The 19,818-nt window shown below is 68.3% G+C and carries 20 protein-coding genes; 11 read left to right on the top strand and 9 right to left on the bottom strand.

Going from position 1 to position 19,818, the window contains the following annotated elements; translation table 11 throughout:
• The first annotated feature begins 144 nt into the window (after window positions 1-144).
• The 4 genes from BKN51_RS30945 to BKN51_RS30930 all read left to right on the top strand — a co-directional run bounded on the left by BKN51_RS30945 (window position 145) and on the right by BKN51_RS30930 (window position 5,311).
• Window positions 145-1,017 carry an FG-GAP repeat domain-containing protein gene (locus tag BKN51_RS30945; protein ID WP_101610998.1) on the top strand — a complete coding sequence of 291 codons (873 nt, stop codon included), beginning with the start codon at window positions 145-147 and terminating at the stop codon, window positions 1,015-1,017.
• A gap of 149 nt (window positions 1,018-1,166) precedes the next feature.
• A complete protein-coding gene (locus tag BKN51_RS30940; protein WP_101610997.1) occupies window positions 1,167-1,958 on the top strand; it encodes an ArsR/SmtB family transcription factor in 792 nt (263 codons plus the stop codon).
• Between the two features lie 41 nt (window positions 1,959-1,999).
• Entirely contained in the window at window positions 2,000-2,770 is a 771-nt protein-coding gene (locus BKN51_RS30935; protein ID WP_233222934.1) for a DUF3800 domain-containing protein, read from the top strand.
• 327 nt (window positions 2,771-3,097) lie between these two features.
• Window positions 3,098-5,311, top strand: a complete 2,214-nt coding sequence (locus tag BKN51_RS30930; protein ID WP_101610996.1) for a terpene synthase family protein — start codon at window positions 3,098-3,100, stop codon at window positions 5,309-5,311.
• 4 nt (window positions 5,312-5,315) lie between these two features.
• Here BKN51_RS30930 and BKN51_RS30925 read toward each other — a convergent pair whose 3' ends face one another.
• Window positions 5,316-6,503: a beta-1,3-glucanase family protein gene (locus BKN51_RS30925; protein WP_101610995.1), complete on the bottom strand. Its 1,188-nt coding sequence runs from the start codon at window positions 6,501-6,503 to the stop codon at window positions 5,316-5,318.
• 303 nt (window positions 6,504-6,806) lie between these two features.
• Between BKN51_RS30925 and BKN51_RS30920 the strand changes: the two genes are divergently transcribed.
• On the top strand, window positions 6,807-7,430 hold the full coding sequence (locus BKN51_RS30920) for a sigma-70 family RNA polymerase sigma factor (protein WP_101610994.1): 624 nt from the start codon (window positions 6,807-6,809) through the stop codon (window positions 7,428-7,430).
• Between the two features lie 353 nt (window positions 7,431-7,783).
• Window positions 7,784-8,698 carry a LysR family transcriptional regulator gene (locus BKN51_RS30915; protein WP_101610993.1) on the top strand — a complete coding sequence of 305 codons (915 nt, stop codon included), beginning with the start codon at window positions 7,784-7,786 and terminating at the stop codon, window positions 8,696-8,698.
• On the opposite strand, the gene BKN51_RS30910 is transcribed toward BKN51_RS30915, so the two are convergent.
• Window positions 8,680-9,687: a small ribosomal subunit Rsm22 family protein gene (locus BKN51_RS30910; protein ID WP_101610992.1), complete on the bottom strand. Its 1,008-nt coding sequence runs from the start codon at window positions 9,685-9,687 to the stop codon at window positions 8,680-8,682. The genes BKN51_RS30915 and BKN51_RS30910 overlap by 19 nt on opposite strands.
• Window positions 9,688-9,821: 134 nt before the next feature.
• Between BKN51_RS30910 and BKN51_RS30905 the strand changes: the two genes are divergently transcribed.
• Window positions 9,822-10,238 carry a YciI family protein gene (locus BKN51_RS30905; protein ID WP_101610991.1) on the top strand — a complete coding sequence of 139 codons (417 nt, stop codon included), beginning with the start codon at window positions 9,822-9,824 and terminating at the stop codon, window positions 10,236-10,238.
• Window positions 10,239-10,268: 30 nt separating this feature from the next.
• Window positions 10,269-11,537: an RNA polymerase sigma factor gene (locus tag BKN51_RS30900; protein ID WP_101610990.1), complete on the top strand. Its 1,269-nt coding sequence runs from the start codon at window positions 10,269-10,271 to the stop codon at window positions 11,535-11,537.
• A 27-nt stretch (window positions 11,538-11,564) separates the two neighbouring features.
• Here BKN51_RS30900 and BKN51_RS30895 read toward each other — a convergent pair whose 3' ends face one another.
• The gene (locus tag BKN51_RS30895) at window positions 11,565-11,960 is read right to left on the bottom strand and encodes a sigma factor-like helix-turn-helix DNA-binding protein (protein ID WP_101613551.1); all 396 of its coding nucleotides are present in this window, start codon (window positions 11,958-11,960) and stop codon (window positions 11,565-11,567) included.
• Between the two features lie 121 nt (window positions 11,961-12,081).
• Entirely contained in the window at window positions 12,082-12,954 is an 873-nt protein-coding gene (locus BKN51_RS30890; protein ID WP_101610989.1) for a nuclease, read from the bottom strand.
• A gap of 149 nt (window positions 12,955-13,103) precedes the next feature.
• Between BKN51_RS30890 and BKN51_RS30885 the strand changes: the two genes are divergently transcribed.
• On the top strand, window positions 13,104-13,514 hold the full coding sequence (locus BKN51_RS30885) for a GNAT family N-acetyltransferase (protein ID WP_101610988.1): 411 nt from the start codon (window positions 13,104-13,106) through the stop codon (window positions 13,512-13,514).
• On the opposite strand, the gene BKN51_RS30880 is transcribed toward BKN51_RS30885, so the two are convergent.
• From BKN51_RS30880 to BKN51_RS30865, 4 genes are all read right to left on the bottom strand, one after another.
• Window positions 13,495-15,186: an L-lactate permease gene (locus BKN51_RS30880; RefSeq protein ID WP_101610987.1), complete on the bottom strand. Its 1,692-nt coding sequence runs from the start codon at window positions 15,184-15,186 to the stop codon at window positions 13,495-13,497. The genes BKN51_RS30885 and BKN51_RS30880 overlap by 20 nt on opposite strands.
• Before the next feature lies 1 nt (window position 15,187).
• Entirely contained in the window at window positions 15,188-15,970 is a 783-nt protein-coding gene (locus BKN51_RS30875; RefSeq protein WP_101610986.1) for an IclR family transcriptional regulator, read from the bottom strand.
• 279 nt (window positions 15,971-16,249) lie between these two features.
• Window positions 16,250-16,657 (bottom strand): CoA-binding protein, encoded by a 408-nt coding sequence (locus tag BKN51_RS30870; RefSeq protein WP_101610985.1) that lies wholly within the window; start codon window positions 16,655-16,657, stop codon window positions 16,250-16,252.
• Window positions 16,658-16,691: 34 nt separating this feature from the next.
• Window positions 16,692-17,264 (bottom strand): hypothetical protein, encoded by a 573-nt coding sequence (locus tag BKN51_RS30865; RefSeq protein WP_101610984.1) that lies wholly within the window; start codon window positions 17,262-17,264, stop codon window positions 16,692-16,694.
• A 130-nt stretch (window positions 17,265-17,394) separates the two neighbouring features.
• Here BKN51_RS30865 and BKN51_RS30860 point away from each other — a divergent pair, with 130 nt between their 5' ends.
• Together BKN51_RS30860 and BKN51_RS30855 are read left to right on the top strand one after the other, a co-directional pair.
• Window positions 17,395-18,192, top strand: coding sequence for a 2-keto-4-pentenoate hydratase (locus tag BKN51_RS30860; protein WP_101610983.1), 798 nt, complete (start codon window positions 17,395-17,397; stop codon window positions 18,190-18,192).
• Window positions 18,189-18,950, top strand: a complete 762-nt coding sequence (locus BKN51_RS30855) for a 2-keto-4-pentenoate hydratase (RefSeq protein WP_168214424.1) — start codon at window positions 18,189-18,191, stop codon at window positions 18,948-18,950. Before BKN51_RS30860 ends, BKN51_RS30855 begins: the two co-directional genes overlap by 4 nt.
• Here the strand turns inward: BKN51_RS30855 and BKN51_RS30850 are convergent.
• Window positions 18,931-19,815 (bottom strand): alpha/beta fold hydrolase, encoded by an 885-nt coding sequence (locus tag BKN51_RS30850; RefSeq protein ID WP_101610982.1) that lies wholly within the window; start codon window positions 19,813-19,815, stop codon window positions 18,931-18,933. The two genes, BKN51_RS30855 and BKN51_RS30850, sit on opposite strands and share 20 nt — an antisense overlap.
• Window positions 19,816-19,818: the final 3 nt, after the last annotated feature.

Genomic DNA, 19,818 nt, shown 5'->3' with positions numbered 1-19,818 from the left:
TCCCCTCCCTCGGTCCGTCAGGTGGAACCCTGACTGACAATGCGGTGCCGCCGGTGTCAGACTGCAACTGCCCCGGTGCTTATCTTCGGCCAAGCGGAGCGAACTGGGAAGAGTGAATTCATCGAACGGAAAGGTTTCCGGAAAATGCGAAGAACTATTCGGCCGGCGTTGGCGCTGGTTGGTCTGCTCGCTGGTCTGCTCGTGGCGCCGACCGTCGCCGGTGCCGAGGTCGCCGTCACCGCCTCGCCCGCATCGCAGAAAGCCGCCGCGGATTTCGACGGCGACGGATTCGCCGACAAGGCGGTTTGGCGCCCCGGAACCGGTGTCTGGTATGTGATTCGTAGCAGCAACGGCAGTGTGGCGACTCAGCAATGGGGTGTCTCCGGTGACGTGCCGGTGGCCGCGGATTACGACGGCGATCACCGGGCCGACTTCGCCGTGTGGCGGCCGAGCAACGGTATTTGGTACATCATCCAGAGCAGCACCGGCGCCGTGGTGACCCAGCAATGGGGAACGCCCGGCGACATTCCGCTGACCGGCGATTTCAATGGTGACGGCCGCTCGGACTTCACCGTCTGGCGCCCGAGCAACGGCGTCTGGTACGTGCTCGGTATCGCCACGGTGCAGTGGGGTGTGTCCGGTGACGTCCCGGTGTCCGGCGATTTCAACGCGGACGGCAATGCCGATTTCACCGTCTGGCGCCCCAGTGACGGCGTTTGGTACGTGCGGGGAATCGCGACCCAGCAGTGGGGGACCGCGGGCGATATTCCGGTGGCGGGTGATTTCAACGCGGACGGGCGTGCCGACTTCGCCGTGTGGCGGCCGGGCAATGGCGTTTGGTACGTGCTCGGTATCGCGACCCAGCAGTGGGGGACCGCGGGCGACGTTCCGGTGGCGGGCAATTTCGGCGGTGACCCTCGGGCGGACTTCGTGGTGTGGCGTCCGTCGAACGGCACCTGGTACGGCCTCAACCTGTTCACCACCCAGTGGGGTACGCCGGGAGACATCCCGGTCTGAGCGTCGACGGCGAGAACTTGGCCGATGAAGGAGCCGGGACATTCCTCGTCCCGGCTCCTTCGTCGTCGTGAGGTCGCTCCTTGACATGCAGCCTCTCGGCTGCCTAACCTGTAAAGGCAGCTGTGAGGCTGCATATCAGGGAGACCGACATGGACGACGTGTTCAAGGCGCTGGCCGACCCCAGCCGCCGCCGGTTGCTCGACGACCTGAACGCCCGCAACGGCCAGACCCTCCGCGAGTTGTGCGCGGGGCTGGACATGGCGCGGCAGTCGGTCAGCAAGCATCTGGCCGTGCTGGAGGCGGCCAATCTGGTGACCACGGTGCGGCGTGGGCGCGAGAAGTTGCACTACGTGAACGCGGAGCCGATCAACGCGATCGCCGAACGCTGGATCGACCGGTATCACCAGGGCCGGGTCGACGCGCTCGCCGACCTCAAGCTGGCATTGGAGCAAGAACCCATGACCACCAACGAATTCGTCTACACCAGCTACATCAGGACGACGCCGGAGCGCCTCTGGAAGGCGTTGACCGATCCGGCCTTCACCAAGCAGTACTGGGGCTGTGAGTTCACTTCGGACTGGAAGCCGGGGTCGACGATGGCCTGGGAGCAGCTCGGCGAGAAACTGGAGGATCCCGAACAGGTCGTGCTGGAGTCCGATCCGTACCGGCGGCTGTCCTACACCTGGCACACCTTCACCCCGGAGTTCGCCAAGTCGGTGGGGCTCGACGACGACGTGTCGGCGAAGCTGCGGGCCGAGTCGCGGTCGAAGGTGACGTTCGACCTCGAACCGGTCGGCGACACGGTGAAGCTGACCGTGGTCCACGACGGTTTCGACCAGGGCAGCACCGCGCTGGAGATGGTCAAGGGCGGCTGGCCGTCGATCCTGTCGAGCCTCAAGACGCTGCTCGAGACCGGTGCGCCGCTGCCTGAACCCGCGTAACCAGGTCGACGTCGCCGCTCTTGTCGGGCAGTATCCGCAGCGTGCCCCTGGAGATCGCTTGCGACGAGTCCGGGTCCGAGGGCGAGAAACTGATCGGCGGGCAGACCGACGTGTTCGCGCACGCGGGGGTCCGGCTGAGCATCGAAGAGGCCGCGGACTGCCTGGCCGAGCTGCGGCGCCGGATCCGCTCGCCGGCGGTCGAGTACAAGGCCAACCACCTGCTCCGCACGAAGCACCGGCGGGTCCTCGAATGGTTCCTCGGGTCGCTGGGCCCGGTCCGCGGGCGCGCGCACGTGTACCTCGTGGACAAGAAGCTGCTGCTGGCGAACGAACTCCGCGGGCTCCTCGGCCTGGACGTCTCGCCGGACGACGGGCTCCTGGCCGCGTTCAACGACGTGCTGCGGACCCGGAACCGCCGGGATCCGGCGGCGGGATCGTTCTTCGCGCTGGCCGGGGACTCCGGGGAACTGCGCGCGAAGGTCGCCGAGCTGCGTGACGCCAAGGTCCTCGATCCGCTGGTGCCCGCGATCCTCCGCGCGGTCGGACGCTGGAGTGAAGACGGCGAGCCGGTCTTCCTCGTCCACGACGAACAGCCGTCGCTCAAGGGGGAGCGGCTCGCCGAAATCGAGGCGAGCCCGGGTCTCGCCGGACTGAAGTTCGTGGATTCGCGGACCGATCCGCGGGTGCAGGTCGCGGACTTCCTGGTCGGTGTCGCCCGGCGGATCGCCGAGGACGAACTGAACGGGAACGGGGACGCGGTCTTGACCGCGCTGCTGGCACCGTATGTCGACTCGAAGTCGCTCTGGAACTGAGGCGTGGTCGGGCCCGGTCGTGGCCGCCGGGCAGCCAGGAGACGGAGGGGTGTGTGGAAATAGGGACACTCAACGTCCCTATTTCCACACACCCCTCACCTCAAGTGACGCCTAGTCGTCTCACGGGAACGCCGACGTCTCCGTCGCGACTGCCCTCCTCACCTCAAGCGACGCCTACCCGCTTCCCAAGAACGACGTCGACTCGAAGTCGCTCTGGAACTGATTCACTCCGTAGTACGCCGAATCGCTCGGGTGGCCGTTGCCCGGCGCGGCGGACGGCTGGAACTGTCGAGAAGTATTCGACGTCCGTCCGGAAGGCAGTCGCAGATGCAGGCATTCACCTTGCCCGAGTTCTACGTTCCGCATCCGGCGCGGATGAACCCGCACTTGGAAGCCGCGCGGGCGCACAGCATGGCCTGGGCCAGGGAAAAGGGAATGCTCGATTCGCCGTCCCCGTCCGGTGACGCCGTCTGGACCGAAGAAGCGCTGGCGAAGATGGACTACGCGCTGCTCTGCGCGCACACTCATCCGGACTGTGACGGGCCGTCCCTCGATCTGGTCACGGATTGGTACGTCTGGGTGTTCTTCTTCGACGACGATTTCCTCGCCCAATTCAAGTACACCCGCAACACCGAAGGCGCCAAGGCTTATTTGGACCGGCTGGAACTGTTCATGACCGGGCCGGGGGAAACGTCGCCGGAACCGGAGAACCCCGCCGAGGCGGGCCTCCAGGATCTTTGGGCACGCACCATTCCCTCGATGTCGGAAGCGTGGCGGCGGCGTTTCGTCACCAGCACGCACAATCTGATGGTCGAATCGCTCTGGGAACTGGACAACATCGACCGCGGCCGGATCGCGAACCCCATCGAGTACGTCCAGATGCGCCGTCGCGTCGGCGGGGCGCCGTGGTCGGCGAACCTGATCGAGTACACCGTCGGCGCCGAAGTGCCGGACAAGATCGCGGCGACCAGGCCGATGGAGGTCCTGCGCGACACCTTCGCCGACGCTGTCCACCTTCGCAACGACCTCTTTTCCTACCAACGTGAGGTGCGCGAGGAGGGCGAGAACTCCAACGCCGTCCTCGTCTTCGAGAAGTTCCTCGACTGCCCGACGCAGGATGCCGCCGAGCTCACCAACGACCTGCTGACCTCGAGGCTGCAGCAGTTCGAGAACACCGCGCTCGTCGAGGTGCCCGCGTTGCTGGCCGAACACGACGTCTCGCTGCCCGAACAGATCGGGGTCGGCTTGTACGTCAAGGGCCTGCAGGACTGGCAGTCCGGCGGCCACGAATGGCACGCGAAGTCGAGCCGGTACATGAACGAGGGCCCGGTCTCCGGCGTGAACGGGCCGGCAGGACTCGGCACGGACTCGCTGCGGCTCTCGCCGAACCGGCTGGGCCTGGTCCAGCGGACGCGGCAGCAGGCGCCCGCGCCGTTCGCGCCGGTCGGGCACCTGCCGCTGCCCGAATTCCGCATGCCGTACCCGATCCGCACCAGCCCGCATCTCGCCGCCGCGCGGGAATACGCCCCGACCTGGGCGCGGGCGATGGGCATGTTCGATGCGGTGCCGGGCGTCGAGCACGGCGCGATCTGGGACGAGCGCCGGTTCCGCGGTTTCGACTTCCCGCACTGCGCGGCGATGATCCACGCCGATTCGGACCTCGAGCAGCTCAAGGTGTCTTCGGATTGGCTCGCCTGGGGTACCTACGGCGACGACTACTTCCCGCTGATCTTCGGGATGCGGCGGGACCCCGTCGCGGCGAAGCTCTGCAGCGACCGGCTCTCCCTGTTCATGCCGCTCGACGGCGAGCCGGTGCCGGAGCCCGCGAACCCGGTCGAACTCGGGCTCGTCGATCTGTGGAACCGCACCGCGGGGCCGTTGAGCCCGCCCGCGCGCGCGGATTTCCGCCGGGCGATCGAGAGCATGACCGCGAGCTGGGTCTGGGAGGTGGCGAACCAGGCGCAGAACCGCGTCCCCGACCCGGTCGACTACGTGGAGATGCGGCGCCGCACCTTCGGGTCCGACCTGACGAAGAGCCTCGCCCGGCTCGAACTCGGTGACGTCGTCCCGCCGGAGATCTACCAGAACCGGGTCCTGTACGAACTCGACACCGCCGCCCAGGACTACGCGACGTTCACCAACGACCTGTTCTCGTACCAGAAGGAGATCGAATACGAGGGCGAGGTGCACAACCTGGTCCACGTCGTCGAGCGGTTCCTCGCCGTGGACCGGATCGAGGCCCGCGACATCGCCGCCCGGCTGATGAACGCGCGGATGGAACAGTTCGAGCAGCTCGCGGACGAGGACCTGCCGCGGATGTGCGACGACCTCGGGCTCGACGACGAGATCCGCGCCGTGCTCACCCGGTACGCGGACAACATGAAGGAATGGATGTCCGGAATCCTGGAATGGCACCGGAAATGCGTGCGGTACACGCAGGGAGAGCTGGAGCGCTCCCGCACTCCCGAGCCGCCGGTGTTCTCGCTCAAGCCGAGCGGGATCGGCATGTCTGCCTGGCGGATCGGGAGTGCGGCGCGCTGAACCCCTAGAACGCCGTCAGGACGATCCGCGCGGTACGCGGGTCACCGTCGTGCACCAGCGACTCGAAGTGCCCGACGTCGTCGAACGCGAACCCGTAGGCCTTGCCGTCGACCATCTGCTCGTGGACGATCCGCGAGTAGTGGTCGGTCACGGACTGCTTGTAGAACTGGCCCGCGTCATACGTCGGCTGCGTGTGCAGGGAACCGAGGGTCGACCGGTGCAGCGCCGCGCACAGCGTCCGCGCGATCGGGCCGACGACCTGGTCGTTCGGCGCCTGCAGCCGCCCGTCGCAGTTGAAGACGTCGCGGGTGCTCGGCTTGCTGAACGACGCCACTGTCGCGCCCGAGGTGTTCGTGAACCGCATGACGTCGTCCCCGCCGGTCCGGCCGGTGAACTTCTTGCCGGGTTCGGCCTCGAACGGGACCACGGTCAGCGGTGTCGACTTGTAGGTGTTCCAGGCGTTCGTGACGTAGCCGTCGAGGTAGTTCCCGCTGAACTTCCCGGCGTCGAGACCCTTGCCCGGAGCGAGGACCCGCAGCCGGTTGTACGCCAGGTTCGAGAAACCGGCCTGCCCTTGGACGGCGTTGAAGATGTTCTCGCGGCCGCCCGCCTTGAGCCGCCCGGCTTCCTTGTTCACCCCGGCGCCGTTGGTCAGCCCGACGGCGTGCGGGACGCTGAACATGTCCACCTGCGAGCTGTTGATGAACAGCCCGCCGTTGTCGTAGGTGAACTCGCTCCAGTCGAACAGGATGTCCCGGTTCGGATCGCCACCGGCCCACGGCGCGGGCTGCACCAGGCCGTCCGGGGTCAGGAAGAACTTGATCTTCTGCCCGAACGACAGGTAGACGCGGCCCGAGAGCATCCGCGGGATCCGCAGAGTGGTCGAGCCGCCGTTGCCGGGGCCCGCGATCGCGACGTCCGGCGCGGGACTCGGCGGGTTCGCGCCCGGCGGCCACGGGGTGAAGGCGCCGCCGGCGTTGACGTAGCCGAGCCTGCCGGTGTTGAGGTTCGTGCCGAGCACGTAGAGGTAGACCGCGTCGGAGCGGTTCGAATTGTTGGTGACGGTGAGCGGCAGCGGATCGGGACCGGCGGCGACCGCGGTGGGTGCCGCGAGGGCCGAGACTCCGGTGACCAGGGGGAGAACGACCGCCAGCGCGGTCAAGACGCGCCGGATCTTCTGACGGATGCGCACAGTGCACTCCTCGGCTGAATCCCGCCGCGGGAGCGCGAACGCGCCGCGGCGGTGCTTGCGGATGTCGGCCGGGGGCGCGTTCCCGGCCTGGGTGTGACCTTGGCGAGGGGTCTCAGCACGGAAAGTTACGTCCCGGTCCGCAACATGTCTAGACCAGCGGTGGGAACCTGTCCGGTTTCACGCCGGGGCGGACAATTTGTCTCGGACCTTCGTCGATTGAGGTGGCCGGATTTCTCGACTACCGTGGTCCGCGTTCCGTCCTGGACCCCGGCGGCAGGGTTTTCTCATCCGTGGGGAGCGGGCATGGACGGCGACGGGTTTCCGGTGCGAAGAACCGGCGGCGGTGAGACCTGGATTTCCCCTGCCTGCTGGGACGATCTGGCCAAGGCCGCGGCGGGCGGTGAGCCGCACGGCATGGACGACCTCATGGCCGCGCTCATGCCGTGGGCGCGGCACTACACGGAAACCCGTCTGGGTGGTCGTGACCTGACCTATCTCGAACCCGCCGACATCGCGCAGGAGATCTGCCTCGCGGTCTTCGTCGCGGTTCCCGGCCACGGGCTGCGCGGCGGTTCTTTCCTGTTCCTCATGCGCGCCATCGCGGCGAACAAGGTCGCCGACGTCTTCCGGAAGGCGGCGCGGAGCAAACAGGTCCTGACCGGTGAACTCCCGGATCGCCCGGCCGTCGCCACGGAGGAACCGGAAGAGCGGGCACTGCGGGACGACCTCGGGGTCCGGCTCGGCAAGCTGATGCGGATGCTGCCGGTCTCGCACCGGGAAGTACTGGGAATGCGGGTGATCGGCCAGCTGACGTCGAACGAGACGGCGGCGGCACTCGGTACGACGTCGTCGCGCGTGCGGGTGACCAAACACCGGGCGATCAGCAGGCTGCGGGCCTGCGCTCAGCGCCAGGACGCCTTGATCTGAATGCGGATCAACAGCCGGATGAGCGGATTTTCCCGCTTGGTCCGGGTTTCGAGAATACGAACGCACATGGCCCCTCCAGAGTTCGCCGACGAGCGCCGTTGCCGAGGGCCAGGACAAGCGGTCGTACTGCCACCCTAGGTGCGGACCGGGGAGCCGGAACCGGCTGAACGGACGATTGGGTCCCGCCTGAGCCATTCCGACGAGCGCCGCTCAACTCTTCGGCTCATCACATTGGTGCCGAAGCCAGATTCCGGCCCTGGCGGACGAAATCGTCGATCGCACAGTGGAAATCCCGCGCTGAACGATACCGGTTCGGCGCTTGTCCGCCGTCCGGTGATACCTAAAATGAATGGGTGTTTTCCCTGGAGCAGCTCGTGAGTTTCGTCGCGGTGGCCGAGGAACTGCACTACGGCCGGGCGGCGGAGCGGCTCTCGATGACCCAGCCGCCGTTGAGCAGGCGGATCCAGTTGCTGGAACGCGAACTCGGGGTCGAACTTTTCGACCGTACGCACCGCACGGTCCGGCTGACACCCGCCGGACGGGTTTTTCTCGCCGAGGCAAGGAAAATACTGCGTTCGTCGCAAGAGGCGACGCTGTACGTCCGCCGCGCGAAAAAAGGCGAAGTCGGTGTCGTCACGCTCGGTTTCACCGCCACCGCGGCGTATTCGTATCTCGAACGCGTTCTCGCCGCGGCCAACGCGGAGGTTCCCGGTGTCGATCTGGTGTTGCGGGAAATGGCGACGTCGGCGCAGGTGGAGGAGATGCTGGCGGGCGGGATCGATCTCGGCATGGTCCGGCCGCCGGTCACCGGTGACGACATCGTGACCCTGCCGCTGTGGCGGGAGCCGCTGCTGGCCGCCCTGCCGTCGGGGCATCCTTTGGCGCGGCGCAAGAGGAATCCCGACGTCCGCGACTTCGGCGGCGAGCCGTTCATCATGTATTCGCCGTCGGAGGGCCGGTACTTCCACGACCTGCTCGTGGCGGTGTTCCGCACGGCGCGGGTGCAGCCGGTGTACACGCAGTACCCCAGTCAGGTGCACACGGCGCTCGCGCTGGTCAAAGCGGATCTAGGTCTCGCGCTGGTGCCCGCCGCGGCTGCCGCGCTGCGGTTCGAAGGCGTCGTGCTCCGTCCGGTGGACGGGATCGAGGGCCGTCCGGTGGAACTCGAACTGATGTGGCGGCGGGGCAACGACAATCCGGCGCTCGGCGCGCTGCTCGCCGTCATCGGCAACCTGGCGCGACGCGGCCGTCAGTCCCTTGTGGACTGAGGCGGCCAGGGGTCTCCCCATTCGGCGTCGCGGGCCGCGCGGTAGGCCGTGCCGTGCCGTTTGGTGACGATCGTTTCGGTGAGCCCGGTTTCGGCGCAGAGGGCGAGGCTGACCATGCCCTTGCGTTTGACCGGATGCCGCAGGATCCGGCCGTCGGCCCGCTCCGGTTCCGTTCGCGAGGCGACGACGTAGGAGAACTTCTCGTCCTCGAAGCCGAGCGTCCCGGACTTGAGCTGACGGTGCAGGCCGGTGCGCGGGAGGCGGGCGGAGAAATGGCACCAGTCCTTGCCGCGCGGGATCGGGCAGTCGCCTTCGTGCGGGCAGGGCGCGACCAGGGAGAGCCCGAGCCCGACGAGCTGATCCCGCGCCTCGACGATCCGTTCGTAGCCCGCCGGGGTGCCGGGTTCGATCAGCACCAGCATCCCCGCCTTCGCCGACAGCCAGCGGACGACCTCGGCCCGGCGGGCCTCGGGCAGTTCGCCGAGGACGTAGGACAGGGTCACCAGGTCGGCGTCCGGCGCGGGCGCGGCCGGGTCGATCAGCCCGCGTCGCCAGGTCGAGCCGCGGACGGCCTTGTCACCGGCGTTCCCCGCCAGCCGCTGCCCCAGCGCGATCGCGCCGGGGACCTGCTCGACGACGGTGCTCTCCTCCAGCGACGGCCAGACGTCGGCCGCCGCCCAGATCGCGGCACCGGTGCCGCCGCCGACGTCGATCTGCGTGCGCGGAGCGAACCCGGGAGCGCGGAGGGCGGCTTCGGCGAGAACGGCGTGTACGGCCGCGTAGGTGGCCGGCATCCGGTAGCCCGCGTACGCGGCGATGTCCGCGTCGGTCGACAGGATCGGAGCCGTCGCCGGGTTGTTCTCCCGGTAGCGCGCGCTGAGCCGCTCGACGGACTGCGTCAGCCTGGTCTGGGGGTATCGGCCCAGCTCTGCGTCTAGGGCGGAGCGGAGGGTTTCGGGGAGCGCGGACACGGTCGATGATTCTCTCATGAGTGCTTGACCTGGGGTTTTCCGGCTGCTCGAATACTCGCGGAAAAAGTTTTGGGGACCGTGTCGAAACCGGGGATGCCCGTTCGACGCGTAGATGTGGCAGGGACGAGCCCCGCCGGGAACGGAGACGCGAGATGCGGTTCATGGTGATTGTCAAGAGCGACGAGAAGACCGACGCGGCCGGCACCCAGCCGAGTGCCGAGGACCTGCAGGAGATGGGGAAGTTCAACGAGGAGCTGGTGAAGGCCGGCGTCATGCTCGCTGGTGAAGGACTGCACCCCAGCTCCGAGGGTTTCCGCATCCAGTACTCCGGCACCACCGAGGCCAGGGTCGTCGACGGGCCCTTCGCCGAGAGCAAGGAACTCATCGCGGGTTTCTGGATCCTGCAGGTCAAGGACCGGGCCGAGGTCGTCGAGTGGATGAAGCGCGCGCCGTTCCGCGAGGGCGAGATCGAGATCCGCCGGGTGTTCGAGCTCGAGGAGTTCGACAACGCGACCCCGGAGATCATCGAGACCGAGAAGAAGCTGCGCGAGCAGGCCGAGGGGAACTAGTGGTTGCGGTCGTCGCGCCGACGATGTTGATTGGTCGGCGTGACGGCAACAGCAGACCCACGGTCGGCGATCGACGCGGTGTGGCGGATCGAATCGGCCCGCCTCATCGCCGGTCTCGCGCGGATGACGCGCGACGTCGGCCTCGCGGAGGAACTGGCGCAGGACGCGCTGGTCGCCGCGCTCGAACAGTGGCCTGAGTCGGGCGTCCCGAGGAATCCGGGCGCCTGGCTCATGACCACGGCGAAACGCCGCGCCGTCGACACCTTCCGGCGCAACGAGCGGTACGACCGGAAACTCGGCGAGATCGGCCGCGAGCAGGAGTTCGAGGAGGAACCCGACTTCATCGCGGGCCTCGACGACCACATCGAGGACGATCTGCTGCGGCTGGTGTTCACCGCCTGTCACCCGGTGCTCTCGACCGAGGCCAGGGTGGCGCTGACGCTGAAGATGATCGGCGGGCTGCAGACGCACGAGATCGCGCGGGCGTTCCTCGCCAAGGAAACCGCCATCGCGCAGCGGATCGTCCGCGCGAAGAAGACGCTGGGCGACGCCAAGGTGCCGTTCGAGGTGCCCGAGGGGCCGGATCGGGTCGCCCGGCTTTCGTCGGTGCTCGAAGTCATCTACCTGATCTTCAACGAGGGCTATTCGGCGACGGCGGGCGAGGACTGGATGCGGCCGGGGTTGTGCGAGGAGGCGCTGCGGCTCGGCCGGATCCTCGCGGGGCTCATGCCGAAGGAACCCGAGGTGCACGGGCTCGTCTCGTTGATGGAGATCCAGGCTTCGCGGTCCGCCGCGCGTGTCGGGCCGAACGGTGAGCCCGTGCTGCTGCTCGACCAGGACCGGGCCAAATGGAACCGGCTCCTGATCGGCCGCGGCCTCGCCGCGCTGGACCTCGCCGAGTCGCTCGCGGACGGCGCTTTCGGCGTCTACGCGGCACAGGCCGCCATCGCCGCCTGCCACGCGCGGGCTCGAACGGGCGAGGAGACCGACTGGGGACGCATCGCGGTCCTCTACGAAGGTCTCGGGAAGCTCAACCCGTCGCCGGTGATCGAGCTGAACCGCGCGGTGGCGCTGTCGATGGCCGTCGGGCCGGAGGCGGGGCTCGAGGTCGTCGACAAACTGACGTCGGAGCCCGCGCTGAAGTCGTATCACCTGCTGCCGAGCGTGCGCGGTGACTTCCTGGCGAAGCTCGGCCGTCTCGACGAGGCCCGCGCCGAGTTCGAGCGCGCGGCGGAGATGACCGGGAACGACCGGGAACGCACCCTGCTGCTGAACCGCGCGGCCGACTGCACCCCCTGACCACGAGGGAACTCCCCGCGGCGAGGGTCAGGCGGGGGCGGGGCGCAGGGCGGTCAGGGCGCGGTGCTGGCCCAGCCGGACGGCCTGCACGGAGCAGCCGAGCGCCAGCGCGGTGTCGTCGGTGGAAAGCCCGACGAGCGACCGCAGCACCATGATCTCGCGCTGCTGCCCCGGCAGCCCCGAAAGCGGGTTCGGCAGTTCGGCGGCGGTCCGGTGGAAGTCGTCGACCAGGCGGCGCGTGACGTCGTAGGCGAACGCGAGAAGTGCGGGCACCCCCTCGGCTCCGGCAAGGATCGCGAGGCAACTGTCCTTCGCGACCGCGTCGGCGGTGTCGTAGGTGCCCGACCGTCGTCCGATCCGCGCCCGGCAGTAGCGCACGACCAGGACGCGGATGGCGTCGACCAGTTTCGAAGCTGTCTCCATCCGCCCGTCGGCCTCCTCGGACCGCCGCGAACCGTGTACTCGCATCGGCTCCCTCTCCCACCTTTCAGATGAGCACGGCGGAGGGGAGGGAGGTACGGTCTTTTTGCCCACACCGGGGTGTTCAGGCCTCGATGAAGACGATCCGTTCCGGTTCGACCGCCAGGTTCACGGTCTGCCGCTTCACGCTCACCAGCGTCTCGAATTCGGTGGCGTGCCCGTCCGGGACGGTGAACAGCCGGTCGTTGCGGGAGTCCAGGAAGTCGGAGAAGCCGGTCAGCGAGACCCCGCCGCTTTCGTCGAGCGCGAGGTAGTCGACGAGCCTGCGGAACAGTTTCGGCAGGATGACCAGTTCGTCGGCCAGCTGACGTCGTGACGAGAGCTTGAACCCGGAGTTCGTGACGTCGTCCGGCCACAGCCCGAGTCCGTCTTGACGCGCTTTGGCGGCGGCCTCGGCCAGCGCGTCGCGGAGATCGGGGAAAAGCAGCGAATAGAACGTCGGGTAGACGAGTCCGTCCGCGACCTGCCGGTAGTTCGCGGAGTTCTTCAGTGTTTTGACGTCGAGGTGGACCTTGGAAAGGTCCGCCGACCGTCCCGGCCGTTGTCCGGGAAAGGCAAACGCCACCGCTCGTCCGTATTTGTCGGCGAATCGCGTCAGTATGTGACCCGCTACCTTGATCGGGGTCGACGAACTGACCCTTCCCCGTTCATCGCGTTCGACCGTTTTGAAGCCGAGGATCTTCAGCAGGTTCGCCGCCGCGGCGTCGGCGAATTCCGCGGGCTGATGCCACATCCCGCCGGTTCCCCTGGCCTGGTAATGCGTTTCGAGCGCGTCGATCGCGTCGAGCCGCAACTGCATCCCGCCCCGCGAATTCAGCCGGACCTTCAGTCCCGCCTTCTTGGTCGCCTGGGGATCGTCGGGATAGAACCGCACCGAATCGCCGTCCGGTGAGGCTCCGACAAGCTGGAAAGTACCTTTTATCAGCGTCATGGGCATGGGCACAACGGTAGTTCTCATTCCGGTGAACGAACCTTCCGTTCATCCATCCAGACCAGTCGCCGGTAAAGATCGGATGACCATTGTGGACATTCTCGGAGATCTTCAAATGACTGGCGCGAAATGATCATTTCCGGGATGCTGGCGGGATGACCGACTTCTCCTACCGCTGGCGTGACCCGGTCACCGACGACGAGATGTCCGATCTCGTCCGTTCGCACGGCGGCGAGCCCGTGCCCGGCTGGTGGAACGGCATCCGGCGGCACAGCCTCGGCTGGGTCACCGCCCGGGAACCCGCCGGAACGCTGGTCGGCTTCGTGAACGTCGCCTGGGACGGCGGGGACCACGCGTTCCTGCTCGACACGAAGACCCGCGGGACCCATCAGCGGCGGGGGATCGCCACGGCCGTCGTCCGGCTCGCCGTGCTCCACGCGCGGGCGGCGGGCTGTGAATGGCTGCACGTCGACTTCGTGCCGGAACTGCGTCCGTTCTACTTCGACGCCTGCGGTTTCCGGGCGACCGAGGCGGGCCTGATCCGGCTCACGGACCCGGGATCATGAAGCTCAGCACGGTCGCCTGAAGCAGCGAGATCACCCCGACCACGGCGGTCAGCAGGACCGACCACAGGAAGGTCTGCCGCAGCAGCGCGCCTTCCTGCCCGCTCTGCCCGATCGCGGTGGCGCCGATGGACAGGTTCTGCGGCGAGATCATCTTGCCCATCACGCCGCCCGAGGTGTTCGTGGCACCGGCGAGGATCGGGTCGACACCCAGTTGCTGCGCCGAAATCACCTGCATCGGCCCGAAGAGACTGTTGGTCGACGCGTCCGAGCCGGTGAGGAAGACGCCCAGCCAGCCGATGTAGGCGGAGAACACCGGGAACAGCACCCCGGTGGTCGCCAGTGCGAGGCCGAGGGTCTGCGTCGCGCCCGAGTAGTTCATGACGAACGCGATCGCGAGGATCATGAAGATCGTCGCCAGCGCCCACCGCATCTGGTGCAGCGTCCGCCGGTAGGTGGCCAGCAGCAGACCCGGTTTCGCGCCCATCGCGAAACCCGCCGCGATCGCCGCGAACAGGGCGACGGTCCCCGGCGAGTAAAGGAAATCGACGGTCAGCGTCGCCGCGTACGGGGTGTCCTTGGGTGTGATCGGCGCGTGCTGGACGACCTCCTTGTGCAGCCCCGGCCACGCGAACACCCAGTCGGCCCTGTGCAGCAACTTCGTCAGGTCCAGCCATTCGGGCAGGTTCTTGAAGATCGTGCCGACGCGGGAAAGGAAGATCGCCGCGATCAGCACGATGTACGGGGCCCACGCGTACATCGCGCCGCGTTCGGCCTTCGCCGCGCCGAGACTCGCCCCGGCCTTCACCGGCTCTTCGCCGTCGAAACGCCAAACCGCCCGCGGCTGCCAGAACCGCGTCAGGATCCACAGCGAGGCCATCGCGGCGAGCGCGGCGACGACGTCGACGAGGCTCGGGCTGATGAAGTTCGAGGTGACGAACTGCATGACCGCGAACGACAGGCCCGCCGTCAGCACCGCGGGCCAGACCTCGACCATCCGCTTCCAGCCCGCGAGGACCACGACCAGGAAGCCGGGGACGATCAGGGCCAGCAGCGGAAGCTGGCGCCCGACCATCGACGAGAACAGTTCCGTCGCCTGTTCCGGTGGCAGGCCGAGGATCGGCGCGGTCAGCCTGCCCAGCACGATGAGCGGGTTGCCGAGACCGCCGAACGCGACCGGCGCGGTGTTCGCCAGCAACGCCAGTACGACCGCCTTCACCGGCGGGAAGCCGAGCGCGGCCATCATCGCCGCGGTGATCGCGATCGGTGACCCGCCGCCCGCGATCCCTTCCAGCAGCGCGCCGAACCCGAACGCGATCAGCAGCGCTTGGAGGCGGCGGTCCTCACTGAACCCGGCGAGGACCGCCTTGATGTCGTCGAACCGTCCGGTCGCGACGGTGACGTTGTGGAAGTACACGGCGTGGAACGCGATCCAGGCCACCGACCACACCCCGAACACGAGGCCCATGGCCGCGGAGTCGAAGGCGAGCCCGGCGGGCATGCGGTACAGCAGCACCGCGACCAGCAGCGCGGTGATCAGCGCCAGCGCGGCCGAGAGATGCGCCGATCGGCGCAGGACGCCCAGCGTCACCAGCAACACGATGATCGGCAACGCCGCCAGCGCCGCGGACAGCCACAGCCCGCCCGCCGGCTGGTAATCCTGGATCCAGCCCACCTCAGCCCCTTTGCGCGCGGACGTACCCCAGCCGGAGCGACAGTGCGGCGGCGGTTCCGGCCACTGTCGCGCCCAGTTCGTCGGTGCGGCGGAGCACGCGGCCCGCGGGGCCCGCGATGCTGATCGCGGCGATCGGCCGTCCGGTGTGGTCGCGGACGGCGGCGGCCACGCAGCCGACGTCCGGCTCGTTTTCGACCTCGTCCACGGCCCAGCCGCGACGGCTCGTCCTGGCCAGGTCGTCGAGCAGCCGGGCCGGGTCGTTGATCGTCTTGAGCGTGAGGCTGTCGAGTTTCATCCGGCGGATGCGTTCGACGCGGTCCTGTTCGGGCAGTGCCGCCAGCCACGCCTTGCCGAGCGACGTCGCGTGCTGCGGGCGTCGCGTGCCGAGGCGGCAGGCCAGGGTGACGGCGTTGGCGCTGCGTTCGGTGGCGACGTAGACCATCGTGTCGTTGTCCGGGACGGCGAGGTACGTCGTCTCGCCGCTCCGCTCGGCGAGCGACGCGAGATAGCGCGGCGCGCAGCGGTGGAGATCGGTCGCCGCCATCGCGCGGGCGCCGAGTTCGACCAGCCGGGTGCCGAGCCGCACGCGGCCGGTGGCGCGATCGGCTTCGAGGTATTCGAGGTTCTTGAGGGTGCCGACGATGCGGTAGGCGGCGCTCCGGGAGAGACCCAGTTGCCTGGCGATCGCATTGGTGGAAATCTCCTGGTTCTGGCCTACATGCTCGAGAACCGCGAGTCCGCGCTCGAGTGTGCCACTGGAATCCAGGCCCCGTGGTGTGCCCACATCGCCCTCCGTTGGACCGGGGTACCGATGGCCGGTACCGGTTGCCGCTAAGCGGATTCGGACGTTAACAGTTCGGTCCAACGTTGGGAAGGTTTCTTAACAAACTGTCGACCGGACAAGTTTTCCCAGCTCGGGGCCTTGCGGTCAAGATCACCGGTTTGGACCAATCCCTTCGACGGTTCCGATTGGGTGTATGAGTTCAGGGGCCATTTTCTATTCACGGATATGAAAGAACCCCTCGCCGGAAAGACGGCGAGGGGTTCGGCCCGGAGTGTGTTTCTAACGGACCGAGAGGTTCGCGACCGCTCGGACGACCGCGGTGCAGCGGTCTTCGACGTAGTCCAAGCCGCCTTCTTCGGCGATCCGGCGGGACTCGGCGGAGGTGATGCCCTGCTGGAGCCAGAGCGCCTTCGCGCCGATCGCGACGGCCTGTTCGGCGATCGGCGGGGTGTCGGCGGACGGGCGGAAGACGTCGACGATGTCGACGGGCTCGGGGATGTCGGTCAGCGAGCGGTAGACCTTTTCGCCGAGCAGCTCGTCGGCCGAAGGGTGGACGGGGATGATCCGGAAGCCGTGTGCCTGCAGCACGGCCGCGACCCCGTGCGAGGCCTTGGCCGGATCGCGGCTCAGCCCCACGACGGCGATCGTCTTCGATCCGGCGAGGATCTCGGTGGCGCGATCGGTCATACCGGGTTCAACCATCCCGGGCGCGCGGGAATTCCTAGAGCTTCCACAGCCGCAGGCCGCGCACCCGGTACACCGGCCAGACGACGTGCCAGGCGCGGCGGCGGAGGAAGACCGCGGAACAGGTCAGGACGCTGTGCGCGGACGTCGTCGCGACGTCGTGGCGATCCGGCCAGTTCTCGCCGTGCCTCCCGGCGGCGATCCGGAAGACGTTGACCAGGCCGCGGCCCTGCATGTCGTACTTCGCGCCGGTGTCGCCGGAATCCGGGGTCAGGGACGCGATCTCCGGGCCGAACGCGGCCGCGGGCGCCGGCCCCGCGTCGGCGGGGAGGTCACCGACGGTCGCCGAGATCGCCTTGCCGTACAGGCGGCGGGTGTAGCGCGTCAGCAGCAGCCGCTCCCACAGCGGGAGGACGCGACGGTGCTTGAGCAGCGCCGAACACTCCGCGTGCCCGATCGCGAAGATGTCGGTCAGCTCGTCGTACGCGTTGTGCGATGTGGGTTCGTTGAGGTGCACGCGCACCTCGTACCGGATGCGCGCGGTGAGCTCGTCGAGCTCCTCACGACGGTCGATCCTGGTCTTCGCCCGCGAGAGCGTCCAATCGGACATGGGAGCAGGCTAGGTGAAGATCGCGGCCGCGCAAGACACTTTCGGCCTAATCTGGTCGTACCGGCCAGTGGAACGGGCACCTTGTGCGGGCCAAGACGAGGGGGCAGAGTTCGGCTGTCGGAAGGAGCCCATGGACGCCAGCACGCTGCAGGAGGCCGCGGCCGCGCTGCTCAGCGCGTACGAGACCGGCAAGCCGATCGCGCCCCTGATCGAGACGTATCCGGCCGCGACCCTCGAGGACGCGTACCGCATCCAGCAGCGGCTCGTCCGCCACTGGACCGAACGCGGCGACGGCGTCCGCGGGCACAAGGTCGGTCTCGCGTCCGCCGCGATGCAGCGGCAGATGGGCGTCGACCAGCCCGACTACGGCCACTTGACCGGCTCGATGTTCCACCTCGAACACCAGCCGATCCCGATCGGCGACTTCCTGCAGCCGAAGATCGAACCGGAGATCGCGTTCGTGCTCGGCTCGCGGTTGCGCGGCCCCGGCGTCACGGTGGCGGACGCGCTGCGGGCGGTGGACTTCGTCGTCCCGGCGCTGGAGATCGTCGATTCCCGCATCCAGGACTGGAAGATCAGCATCGTCGACACCATCGCGGACAACGCGTCCTCCGGTGGCGTCGTCCTCGGCAGCAGGCCGACCGCCATCGGCGACCTCGACCTGCGGCTGGTGGGGTGCAACCTGCACCAGAACGGCGAGCTCGCGGCCACCGGAGCCGGCGGCGCCGTCCTCGGTTCGCCGGTGAACGCGCTGGTGTGGCTCGCGAACACGGTCGGGCCGCTCGGTGTCGCGCTGGAGCCGGGGCATGTCGTGCTGCCGGGCTCGATGACGCGCGCGATCCCGGTGAGCCCCGGCGACACCGTCGTCGCGACGATGGCGGGGCTCGGCAGTGTCACCGCGAAGTTCTCCGGGGAGGAGCGGGCGTGAGCCTTGGTGTGCGGGAGGCGGCGGAAGCGCTGCTGTCCGGGGAAGAACGCGAGCCGCTGACAGACGAGTGGCCTGCTTTGGACGTCGATACCGCGTACGCGATCCAGGACGAGGCGTTGCGGCTCCGGCGGGCGCGGGGCGAGACGGTCGTCGGCGTCAAGCTGGGCATGACGTCGCGGGCGATGCGGCAGAGCATGGGGGTCGACTCGCCGTTGCTCGCGTGGCTGACCGACGCGATGGTCCTGCCCGCCGGTGTCCCGGTGCCGTCGCTGATCCACCCGCGCGCGGAGCCCGAGCTGGTTTTCGTGCTGGGCAAAAGACTCGCGGGTCCCGGTGTGACCGCGGCGACCGCGATGGCGGCGGTGGACCGGGTGTACGGCGGCGTCGAGATCATCGACAGTCGATATCGCGACTACCGCTTCAAGCTGCCGGACGCCGTGGCGGACAACGGTTTCTCCGCGTACTTCACGTTGGGTCCCGTCGGCGTAGATCCGTCCACAGTGGATCTTTCGCTGGAGGCGGCGCTTCTGGAGGTCGACGGTGCCATCGTCGACACCGCCACCGGTGCCGCCGTGCAGGGGCATCCGGCGGAAGCACTGGCGCTCGCGGCCAACACCCTTGGCGCGCGCGGGCTCGCGCTGGAACCGGGCTGGATCGTGCTCACCGGAGGGATGACCGACGCCGTCGAGCTGCGCCCGGGATCACGGGTGGCGGCGCATTTCTCGCATCTGGGTTCGATCACGCTCGCCGGGTCTTGAAGTCGGCGCGGGCCGCCGTCCGGACCAGACCGCGCACCAGCCGCGGCCAGATCGCGCGCGGGAGGTCGTGTCCCATGCCGGGGACGATGTCCGATTCGGACTCCCGCAGCGCACGCGCTGTCGCCCGTCCGCCGGAAACGTGCACGAGCGGATCCTTCGCGCCGTGCACGACGAGAGCGGGCACCTCGACCTTGCGCAGGGCGCGGAAGCGATCCCGGCTCGACAGGATCGCGGCCAGCTGCCGGGCGGTCCCGCCGGGATTGACGCCGCGGTCGAAGGACCGTTCCGCGCGCTCACGCATCCGGGCCTCGTCGAAGGGATAACCCGGCGAGCCGATGACGCGGAACGTGCGCACCAGGTAGTCGACGTACTGCTCGCGATTCCGCGGCGGAGCCGAAAGCAGCATCGCCATCGCCTTGGCGCTCGGCCGTCCGACGAACCGGTTCCCGGTGGTCGACATGATCGACGTCAGCGAGCGCACCCGCGACGGATGCTCGATGGCGAGGGTCTGTGCGACCATCCCGCCCATCGACGCGCCCACGACGTGAGCGCTCTCGATGCCGAGTTCGTCCAGCAGCCCGGCGGCGTCGTCCGCCATGTCCTTCAGTGAGTACGGTGCCGTGCGCAGGGTGTACGCCAGTGGCAGGCTCGCGCGTCCGGCCATCCGGGTGGAGCGGCCGGCGTCCCGGTTGTCGTAGCGGATGACGAAGAACCCCTCGGCCGCGAGGTGCTCGCAGAGTTCGTCGTCCCACCAGATCATCTGCGAGGCCAGGCCCATGATCATCAGCAACGGCTTGCCGTCCGGCGGACCGAACGTCTCGTGACACAGCTCGATGCCGTTCACTTCGGCGATTGTCTCCGGCATCAG

Origin of the sequence: Amycolatopsis sp. BJA-103, from assembly GCF_002849735.1 — a bacterium.
Lineage (GTDB): Bacteria > Actinomycetota > Actinomycetes > Mycobacteriales > Pseudonocardiaceae > Amycolatopsis.
This window is presented reverse-complemented; position numbering and strand designations above follow the sequence as displayed.

What these genes read in the sequence shown, in the direction of transcription:
- BKN51_RS30895 (WP_101613551.1), bottom strand. Translation starts at nt 11,960, where the DNA reads ATGGAGACAGCTTCGAAACTGGTCGACGCCATCCGCGTCCTGGTCGTG.
- BKN51_RS30940 (WP_101610997.1), top strand. Translation starts at nt 1,167, where the DNA reads ATGGACGACGTGTTCAAGGCGCTGGCCGACCCCAGCCGCCGCCGGTTG.
- BKN51_RS30870 (WP_101610985.1), bottom strand. Translation starts at nt 16,657, where the DNA reads ATGACCGATCGCGCCACCGAGATCCTCGCCGGATCGAAGACGATCGCC.
- BKN51_RS30850 (WP_101610982.1), bottom strand. Translation starts at nt 19,815, where the DNA reads ATGCCGGAGACAATCGCCGAAGTGAACGGCATCGAGCTGTGTCACGAG.
- BKN51_RS30910 (WP_101610992.1), bottom strand. Translation starts at nt 9,687, where the DNA reads ATGAGAGAATCATCGACCGTGTCCGCGCTCCCCGAAACCCTCCGCTCC.
- BKN51_RS30860 (WP_101610983.1), top strand. Translation starts at nt 17,395, where the DNA reads ATGGACGCCAGCACGCTGCAGGAGGCCGCGGCCGCGCTGCTCAGCGCG.
- BKN51_RS30865 (WP_101610984.1), bottom strand. Translation starts at nt 17,264, where the DNA reads ATGTCCGATTGGACGCTCTCGCGGGCGAAGACCAGGATCGACCGTCGT.
- BKN51_RS30885 (WP_101610988.1), top strand. Translation starts at nt 13,104, where the DNA reads ATGACCGACTTCTCCTACCGCTGGCGTGACCCGGTCACCGACGACGAG.
- BKN51_RS30890 (WP_101610989.1), bottom strand. Translation starts at nt 12,954, where the DNA reads ATGCCCATGACGCTGATAAAAGGTACTTTCCAGCTTGTCGGAGCCTCA.
- BKN51_RS30945 (WP_101610998.1), top strand. Translation starts at nt 145, where the DNA reads ATGCGAAGAACTATTCGGCCGGCGTTGGCGCTGGTTGGTCTGCTCGCT.
- BKN51_RS30920 (WP_101610994.1), top strand. Translation starts at nt 6,807, where the DNA reads ATGGACGGCGACGGGTTTCCGGTGCGAAGAACCGGCGGCGGTGAGACC.
- BKN51_RS30905 (WP_101610991.1), top strand. Translation starts at nt 9,822, where the DNA reads ATGCGGTTCATGGTGATTGTCAAGAGCGACGAGAAGACCGACGCGGCC.
- BKN51_RS30930 (WP_101610996.1), top strand. Translation starts at nt 3,098, where the DNA reads ATGCAGGCATTCACCTTGCCCGAGTTCTACGTTCCGCATCCGGCGCGG.